This is a genomic window from Vibrio sp. 10N.261.52.A1 (assembly GCF_002876325.1).
In the GTDB taxonomy this organism is placed as follows: Bacteria; Pseudomonadota; Gammaproteobacteria; order Enterobacterales; family Vibrionaceae; genus Vibrio; species Vibrio chagasii.
Window position 1 is genome coordinate 1 of sequence record NZ_MCYD01000741.1, and the last position, 8,141, is coordinate 8,141.

General features: G+C 45.0%; 7 protein-coding genes. 6 read left to right on the top strand and 1 reads right to left on the bottom strand.

What is annotated here, in order from left to right; all coding sequences use genetic code 11:
• Positions 1–287 precede the first annotated feature (287 nt).
• Positions 288–1,283, top strand: coding sequence for a type I glyceraldehyde-3-phosphate dehydrogenase (gene gap / locus BCT81_RS15175; protein ID WP_061033745.1), 996 nt, complete (start codon positions 288–290; stop codon positions 1,281–1,283).
• Positions 1,284–1,520: 237 nt separating this feature from the next.
• Entirely contained in the window at positions 1,521–2,405 is an 885-nt protein-coding gene (locus BCT81_RS15180; RefSeq protein ID WP_102424967.1) for a D-hexose-6-phosphate mutarotase, read from the top strand.
• Between the two features lie 90 nt (positions 2,406–2,495).
• Here the strand turns inward: BCT81_RS15180 and BCT81_RS15185 are convergent, their stop codons facing one another.
• A complete protein-coding gene (locus BCT81_RS15185; RefSeq protein ID WP_102424968.1) occupies positions 2,496–3,464 on the bottom strand; it encodes a nucleoside hydrolase in 969 nt (322 codons plus the stop codon).
• Between the two features lie 205 nt (positions 3,465–3,669).
• Between BCT81_RS15185 and rlmA the strand changes: the two genes are divergently transcribed.
• The 4 genes from rlmA to BCT81_RS15205 all read left to right on the top strand — a co-directional run bounded on the left by rlmA (position 3,670) and on the right by BCT81_RS15205 (position 8,072).
• On the top strand, positions 3,670–4,485 hold the full coding sequence (rlmA, locus tag BCT81_RS15190; protein ID WP_102424969.1) for a 23S rRNA (guanine(745)-N(1))-methyltransferase: 816 nt from the start codon (positions 3,670–3,672) through the stop codon (positions 4,483–4,485).
• A 75-nt stretch (positions 4,486–4,560) separates the two neighbouring features.
• Positions 4,561–5,514: a ChaN family lipoprotein gene (locus BCT81_RS15195; RefSeq protein WP_102424970.1), complete on the top strand. Its 954-nt coding sequence runs from the start codon at positions 4,561–4,563 to the stop codon at positions 5,512–5,514.
• A 184-nt stretch (positions 5,515–5,698) separates the two neighbouring features.
• A complete protein-coding gene (locus tag BCT81_RS15200; RefSeq protein ID WP_102424971.1) occupies positions 5,699–6,052 on the top strand; it encodes a hypothetical protein in 354 nt (117 codons plus the stop codon).
• A gap of 133 nt (positions 6,053–6,185) precedes the next feature.
• A complete protein-coding gene (locus tag BCT81_RS15205; protein WP_102424972.1) occupies positions 6,186–8,072 on the top strand; it encodes a BCCT family transporter in 1,887 nt (628 codons plus the stop codon).
• The last annotated feature ends 69 nt before the right edge of the window (positions 8,073–8,141 follow it).

The following is an 8,141-nucleotide window of genomic DNA, read 5'->3' on the forward strand; positions in this document are numbered from 1 at the left end:
GGCTTGCATATGAGTCGTTTTGTAGCACATACTTTCTCACAAGAAAACATTGTACATATACACTCATAAGTGAATCGTCATTTAGAGGTATTTTACCCAACTGGAAGGGTGCAGAACCACTAGCAATGGTCAATTTTCAACCACTTACACTCAATTGTTAAGAAAAGCGTCGCTTTTTTTTGACATTAAACAAGTTAAGTCGGATTATCTATTGCAGATTTAGACTGGATTCTGTAATTTTACTACCAGTTATCTTTAATCAGAAATTAAGTTGTGGAGCAACTACAATGACTATCAAAGTAGGTATTAATGGTTTTGGCCGTATCGGTCGTTTCGTATTCCGTGCAGCGCAAGAGCGCAATGACATCGAAGTTGTTGGTATCAACGACCTTATCGACGTTGAATACATGGCATACATGCTGAAGTACGATTCAACTCACGGCCGTTTCAACGGTACTGTTGAAGTTGAAGGCGGTAACCTAATCGTTAACGGTAAAACTGTACGTGTTACAGCTGAGCGTAACCCAGAAGATCTTAAGTGGGATGCAATCGACGTAGACGTTGTTGCTGAAGCAACTGGTCTTTTCCTAACTGACGAGACTGCACGTAAGCACATCACTGCTGGTGCTAAGAAAGTTGTTCTTACTGGTCCTTCTAAAGACGCAACTCCAATGTTCGTTATGGGCGTTAACCAAGCAACTTACGCTGGTCAAGACATCGTTTCTAACGCTTCTTGTACTACTAACTGTCTTGCACCTATCGCTAAAGTTCTTAACGACAAGTGGGGCATCGAGTCTGGTCTAATGACTACAGTTCACGCTACTACAGCAACTCAAAAAACTGTAGATGGTCCTTCTGCTAAAGACTGGCGCGGTGGCCGTGGTGCTTCTCAAAACATCATCCCATCTTCAACTGGTGCTGCTAAAGCTGTAGGCGTTGTTCTTCCAGAACTAAACGGCCTTCTAACTGGTATGGCTTTCCGTGTACCAACAGCTAACGTTTCTGTAGTTGACCTAACAGTTAACCTAAAAGAAGCTGCTTCTTACGAAGAAATCTGTGCTGCAATGAAAGAAGCTTCTGAAGGCGAAATGGCTGGCGTTCTAGGTTACACTGAAGACCAAGTTGTTTCTCAAGACTTCATCGGCGAAGTTAACACTTCAGTATTCGATGCTAAAGCTGGTGTTGCTCTAACTGACAAATTCGTTAAAGTTGTATCTTGGTACGACAACGAAATCGGTTACTCAAACAAAGTTCTTGACCTAATCGCTCACATCTCTAAGTAATTTCTTTTTAGAAATAGCTTTAGATAAGCATTAGCAAAGACTGTTTTGAGCAGACTTTGAAAAAGGCGACCTTAGTGTCGCCTTTTTAATACCTGCTATCTTTTAACTTCGTCTATTTGAATCCACCAAGATAGCCCAAACGTAAAATTCAATTCCAATACTGGTTTGCTTGCACCTCTCATCACAAGCTTGAATCGAGTCAGCATTTGAATTCAATTTCCTTAGAAGGATCATGTAATGGATTTATCAACTCTACCTACATTGGCTGTACTTTCTGACAACGTGACTATTGTTGAACACCAAGGTATAAAACTAGTTCGCGTTATTCACGAGAAGGCAAATGCGGCGATTTCACTGTTTGGCGGTCATGTTGTGTCGTTCCAACCACAAGGTCAAGAAGACCTGATTTGGATGAGTCAACAAGCTAAGTTTGATGGCAAAACAGCATTGCGTGGTGGTATTCCAGTATGTTGGCCTTGGTTTGGTCGCATTGCGGCACCTGCGCATGGATTTGCACGCTCAAGTGAATGGCAATTAGTTGAGCACCGTGAAAGTGAAGCGGGTGTGATTGTAAGCTTAGGTCTGAAGCCTAGTGAAGAGACGCTGGCAGTATGGCCTCATCAGTTCGATGCTCGCCTAAATGTTGAGATTGGTGATGAGCTAAAAGTAACATTAGATGTGAAGAACACAGATTCTCAACCATGGACTTTCTCTGGTGCGCTGCACACTTACCTAAACGTTGCAGACATCCATAACACAACCACCACAGGTATGGGTGCTGAGTACATCGACAGCTTACAAGGTGGCAAGATCTGCCAAGGCGGTGCTGAGCTTGTGCTAACCGACACCATTGACCGAGTGTACACTCAGCCAGAAGCGCAAATCTTAGTTGCGGACAAAAAACTTGAGCGTACTTTAACAGTTGAAAACCAAGGCCATAACTCTGCGGTCTTGTGGAACCCTTGGGCAGAAGGTGCTGCTGGTATGGGCGACATGCAAGATGATGGCTACCTCACCATGCTATGTGTTGAATCAACATTGCACGCGCCAAGTTTAGAGTCAGGTAAAACACTTCAGCCTGGCGAGAACCACCAGCTGATTACAACGATTTCTGTTCAGTAACCTGTTCAGGAAACTGTTCACTACGCAAGATATATTAAAGGCCGGTTCACTCCGGCTTTTTTATTACTCTCAATCGGCTAACGCTCAAGCTTAACTCTGAGAATATCGAACTAACGTCTCTCTGTAGAGTGACAACAACGCTTCATCGTCTACTTTAACGCCGACCTTCTGCGCTGGGAATGAACTCCACTCATCATTCATGTATTTGCGTTGGTCGCTTTTCTGGATGGTCATACCTTCAGCAGGGCCGTCTGTTACAACTCTAATTGCACCACTTCGGCACTCAAATAAAGAAGGTTGGATAACATAAGCAATAGCTGATGGATCGTGAACGTGACAGCCTTCCATTCCCACCTTTTCTGAGTAGAACTTCAAATAGTAACGGCTTACATCCCAGATGAACTGCCCTACCTCTCCAGCATCATCTCTTAAATCATCCAAATATTGAGCAGTAAAGAAGCTCTCCTCTGTTACATCAAGCCCGATAACCGTCACAGGCCATGATGCCGTGAAGACCTTGTCTGCAGCATGAGGATCATCGTGTATGTTCGCTTCAGCAAACGGCGTCACATTACCTCTGTGGTCATTTTCACCAAAGGCTCCGCCCATAATGACCACTTCCTTAACCAATTCGACAATGTCAGGGGCAGCTTCCAACGCCAAAGCAAGGTTAGTGAGAGGCCCAACCGCCACGAGGGTAATCTCTCCAGGCTCAGCACGAACACTATCAATAATGAACTGATAAGCGGGCTTTTCAATCGCTGAGACATCTAGTGAACTTGGCGCTTTCACATCACCAAAACCCGCTTCACCATGTACGACCACGGTAGCGCCAACTGGGTCTCTGACTAAAGGCTTATCAGTGCCCTTTGCCACCAGCGCATTCATACCAAACTTTTGCTTTAGATAAAGCGCATTCTGAGTGCCGTTGTCTATCGTCGCATTGCCATAGACCGTCGTAATCCCCATCAGCTCAATCTCTGGATGAGCTTCTGCAAATAAAATGGCCATTGCGTCATCGATGCCAGGGTCCGTATCGAGGATAATTTTCTTTTTCATATCAGTTTCTTATTCACGCTATTGAAGAGTGAACCATAGCTAGAAAAACCGCAGACAAACGTGACCGAAATCGAAGCAATGATTTTTAATGTCGTCATCCCCAATACTCCGTATCTCCAGAGCCACTATTGACGGCTTTTTTGTTTAGCCTGACGGAGTCCTTTTTGATAGAATTTGCCGCCCTACTCTATGCTCTGAGATCGTCATGCACTACCAATGCCCTCTGTGTCACCAACCTTTATCTCAAAACGATCGTACGTTTAAGTGTGAAAAGAACCATCAGTTCGATTTAGCAAAAGAAGGCTACGTCAACTTGATGCCCGCACACCACAAACGTTCAAAAGATCCAGGTGACAACAAAGAGATGATGCAGGCACGTCGTCGCTTCCTTGAAGGCAACCATTACGAGCCAATGCGCCAAGCGGCAGTCGGCTTATGCTCTAGCTACCTGCCAGACACAAATCCTAGCCTGTTGGATATTGGCTGTGGCGAGGGATATTACACCAATGAAATCGCGCTGAATCTTCAAGATAAAAACGGTGCAATTTTTGGTCTAGACATTTCTAAGATTGCTATCAAATACGCGGCTAAACGCTACCCTGCGGTTGACTTCTCTGTTGCCTCTAGCCATCGTCTACCCTTTGCTGAAAACAGCTTAGACGGCATTCTACGCATTTATGCGCCTTGCAAGGCAGAAGAGCTGCAACGTACCATCAAGGATAATGGTGTCGTGATTACAGTGACACCAGCAAGCCGACACCTATATCAGTTGCGTGACGCCATTTATGATGGTGTGCGTTTACACGATGAAGATCCTGAATTGATCGAAGGTTTTACGCTTGAGCATCAAGAGCAACTAAACTATATGATGGAACTATCGGGGTCCGATGCATTCGACCTGCTACAGATGACGCCGTTTGCTTGGAAAGCAACTGAAGAGTTTAAACAACAACTCACCAACGCAGAGCAATTCAACTGTGAAGCTGACTTTATGCTAAGAGTGTACCGCAAAAAGATTTAATTGATATTGATTATCGTTTGCATTGAAATCTCATCTTGCCTCCTTTAGTATGCGTGTTCTTCAAGGAGGCATTTCATGCAACGTATTATTCTTATCGGATTAGCCACTCTTCTCACAGCTTGTGCTAATCAACCTTCAGAAAACACTTCTCAAAAAGTGGTTCAACCGGAAACCGTTTCCACCTACTACGATTACCAGTTTGCCTCACCACAAGGCGAAGCACTCTCACTTAACGCTTTACCTCAAGAGCTGCTAGACGCTGACGTCATTCTTATTGGCGAATGGCACACTCACTCCGCCATCCACCGCTTTCAAACTGATTTCTTAAAAGCGCGTCAAAATGCAGACTCAAACATTGCCCTATCAATGGAGCAATTTACTCGAGAACACCAAGACACGCTTAACCAATATCTAAACGGTGAAATTGGCGAGCAGGTACTTATCTCCAAGGCTGCAGCTTGGCCAAATTACGAAAGTGATTACCGCGCATTAGTAGAGTTCGCAAAAGCGAATGACTTAGATGTTATCGCGGCGAATGCGCCCAAACCCTTCGTTCAGTGTATTGGCCGTAAAGGATTACCTTACCTAGAGCAGCTTTCTTCAGAACAGCGAGATTGGGTTGCGACTGAGGTTAATATTGGCGATAGCCCTTACAAAGAAAAGTTCATGGCATCGATGCATCACGGTACGCCAGAACAAACAGAAAAGCAGTTTGCCGCTCAAGTGACTTGGGATGAAACCATGGCGGAATCGATTGTCGATTACCTAGCAACGAACCCTAACAAACAGGTGATTCATGTCGCTGGTAAGTTCCATACTGAAGGTGGTTTAGGCACAGCCGCTTCTATCTCGCGTCGCAATCCTGACCTAAAAGTTGCCATCATCACGCCTGTTGACGCCTTGTCTTCAGATTCGAGTGATTACCAACTGCAAGTGCTGTCTCCACCCGTACGTTTTGTTCAGAAAGAGAACCGTATGAAGGCATACAAACACCTGTCTAAACGCAGCTCAGACCTACAATGTGACTAAGCTCGCTTAGCTTCTTAGGTTGAACATGGGTATCGGCATAGGAATTGCTTATTTACCAAGCAGTTTTGATTAAGCAGAAGAAAATGTAATGTGCGAATAAAAAAACATCACTATCGATGATTAATTGCACAAGTTTTTCACACCTCTGCCGATACTATGTTTAAGGATAGGTAAGGAGAGCTATATGACGCCAGTAGGAACGAGTAATACTCAGCTATATTCGCCTTCGCAGATGAACGCTAAAAGTTCAGCTAACGAAGCTGAAAAGCCTGCGCCGCTTAAGGTTGAGCAAAATACGGTTAAACTTTCTGAAGAGGGCAAAGCGCTCTTATCTGCCCTTAAAGAAATCGATAAAGAAGCTAAGAAGGTTGAAGCAGAAAACGCGACAGTTACCGATAAAGTTGAATCATTTGCTCACGGTGCTCTAGGTATGGATCACCCAGATAAGATCGAAGAAGAAAATGACGGTTCTTATTCAGCGGGGCAATACCTATCCGCAGCGGCAACCGTAGGCGGTATTCTGCTTGCTCTAATATAGCCTTACCTGCGTAGTCCTTTGATCGTATTTTATTCTAAATAAAAGCGATTTGTCGTCACGACAACAGACCCGATTAGGTCAGAAAAACGAGTTCATTCCATAATTCCGCTCTCATTTAAATGGAATAATACTCGTGAAAAACACTTTTGAGCTTATCGATAAGCCAACCTTCTTTGGTGCGATTGCACTCCTCCTCACGATAGTTTTCCCGCTCATTCTGTTCCCTGCTCAAGGCGCAGACTGGATTGCGGTTGCGAAAACATTCATGACTGATCAACTTGGTTTTCTATATCTAGCACTAGGTCTCGCAGCCTGTGCATTTATGGTGTACGTGGTGTTCAGTGATATGGGACAAATTAAACTAGGCGAAGCTGATGAAGAGCCTGAGTTTAAAACTGCTTCATGGGCTGCCATGCTATTTTGTGGTGGTATCGGTGCAAGTATCTTGTACTGGGGCTGTATTGAGTGGGCTTACTACTACCAATCTCCTCCTTTCCAACTAGAACCAGGTAGTGAAGAAGCGGTTCGTTGGGCAGCAACCTACGGCCTGTTCCACTGGGGACCAATCGCATGGTCTATCTACCTAATCCCGGCAATTCCTATCGCTTACTTCTTCTACGTGCGTAAACAACCTGTTCTAAAGATCTCAAGTGCACTAATGCCTGTTCTTGGTGAGCACCGTAGTAAAGGCGTACCAGGAAAGATCGTTGATATCCTATTCATTTTCGGCCTATTAGGTGGCGCAGCAACAACCTTAGGTTTAGCAGCACCTCTAATCACCGAAGGCTTGAATCACCTGTTTGGCCTACCGAAAAACAACCTGACACAAGTGACGGTTCTTTTGGTCTGTACTGCTATTTTTGCTTACTCGTCTTACGCAGGTTTGGAAAAAGGCATTAAGATCCTGAGTAACATCAACTTCTGGGGTGCAATGGGTCTATTGGCTTTCGTACTGATTGCTGGTCCAACGATCTTCATGCTGGAAACCGGCTTAGACTCGATTGGCCGTCTGCTGTCTAACTTCTTCGTGATGGCGACATGGGCTGAACCATTTGGTGGCTACGGCACATTCGAAAATACGCACTTCCCACAAGACTGGACGATTTTTTACTGGGCATGGTGGCTAGTATTTGCACCAAGTATGGGTCTATTTGTAGCGCGTATATCTCGCGGTCGAACCATCAAACAAATGGTGTCAGGTTCTATCTTCTTTGGTTCATTAGGTTGCTTCCTATTCTTCATGATCTTGGGTAACTACGGTCTGTCTCTACAACTGTCTGGCGAGCTAGATGTTGTAGCTGTACTAAACAATGAAGGCGCAACTAAGGCTATCTTCTCGATGCTGGCACAGTTACCGATGAGCACAATCGTTATCGCGGTATTTACACTACTGTGTATCATTTTCACTGCGACTACCTTTGACTCTATCTCATACATCCTTGCCTCTGTTGTTCAGAACAACGTGACAGAAGAACCAATGCGTTGGAACCGTATGTTCTGGGCATTCACACTGTCGTTCTTACCAACGATTCTGATGTTCCTGGGTGGCTTGAGTACGTTACAAACTGCAGCGATTGTTGGTGGCCTACCGCTACTGGCTATCTCTGTGATGTTGATGATTTCAGCAGTGCGCGCAACTAGCCTCGATTTACGTCACCAAGATGCGTACATCGAACCAACCATCAATATCGAAGAGCTGCCAGACATGGATCCATGGTCAGCTGAAGGTATGGCACTGGCTCAGTTTGAGAAAGAGAGAGACGCTGCGCAAGAAGCTGCAGAGCTTGAGCGTGTTGCTTATACAGAACTAGCAGCAGTGAAAAAAGAAATTCGCGCTTATGTGCTAGAACAAGGTTCACAAATGGAAACTCACGAGTTACCAGAGAACCTGCAGCAAGCACTTGAGCAGGCCGAGAGTAATCTTAGTGCCGCACAAGCGAAAAAGGTCGAGTTATCTGAGCAGGCTCAGAATGCTCGAATCGCGTTCAACCAAGTGGTTGCAGATCTACCGCTTGCTTGACTTTAGCCATGACGCTGCCCACGAGTTTGGGCCCTCCTAAATAAGCCAAAGGCTCACAGAAAAGTGAGC

What these genes read in the sequence shown, in the direction of transcription:
- BCT81_RS15200 (WP_102424971.1), top strand. Translation starts at nt 5,699, where the DNA reads ATGACGCCAGTAGGAACGAGTAATACTCAGCTATATTCGCCTTCGCAG.
- gap (WP_061033745.1), top strand. Translation starts at nt 288, where the DNA reads ATGACTATCAAAGTAGGTATTAATGGTTTTGGCCGTATCGGTCGTTTC.
- BCT81_RS15180 (WP_102424967.1), top strand. Translation starts at nt 1,521, where the DNA reads ATGGATTTATCAACTCTACCTACATTGGCTGTACTTTCTGACAACGTG.
- rlmA (WP_102424969.1), top strand. Translation starts at nt 3,670, where the DNA reads ATGCACTACCAATGCCCTCTGTGTCACCAACCTTTATCTCAAAACGAT.
- BCT81_RS15185 (WP_102424968.1), bottom strand. Translation starts at nt 3,464, where the DNA reads ATGAAAAAGAAAATTATCCTCGATACGGACCCTGGCATCGATGACGCA.
- BCT81_RS15195 (WP_102424970.1), top strand. Translation starts at nt 4,561, where the DNA reads ATGCAACGTATTATTCTTATCGGATTAGCCACTCTTCTCACAGCTTGT.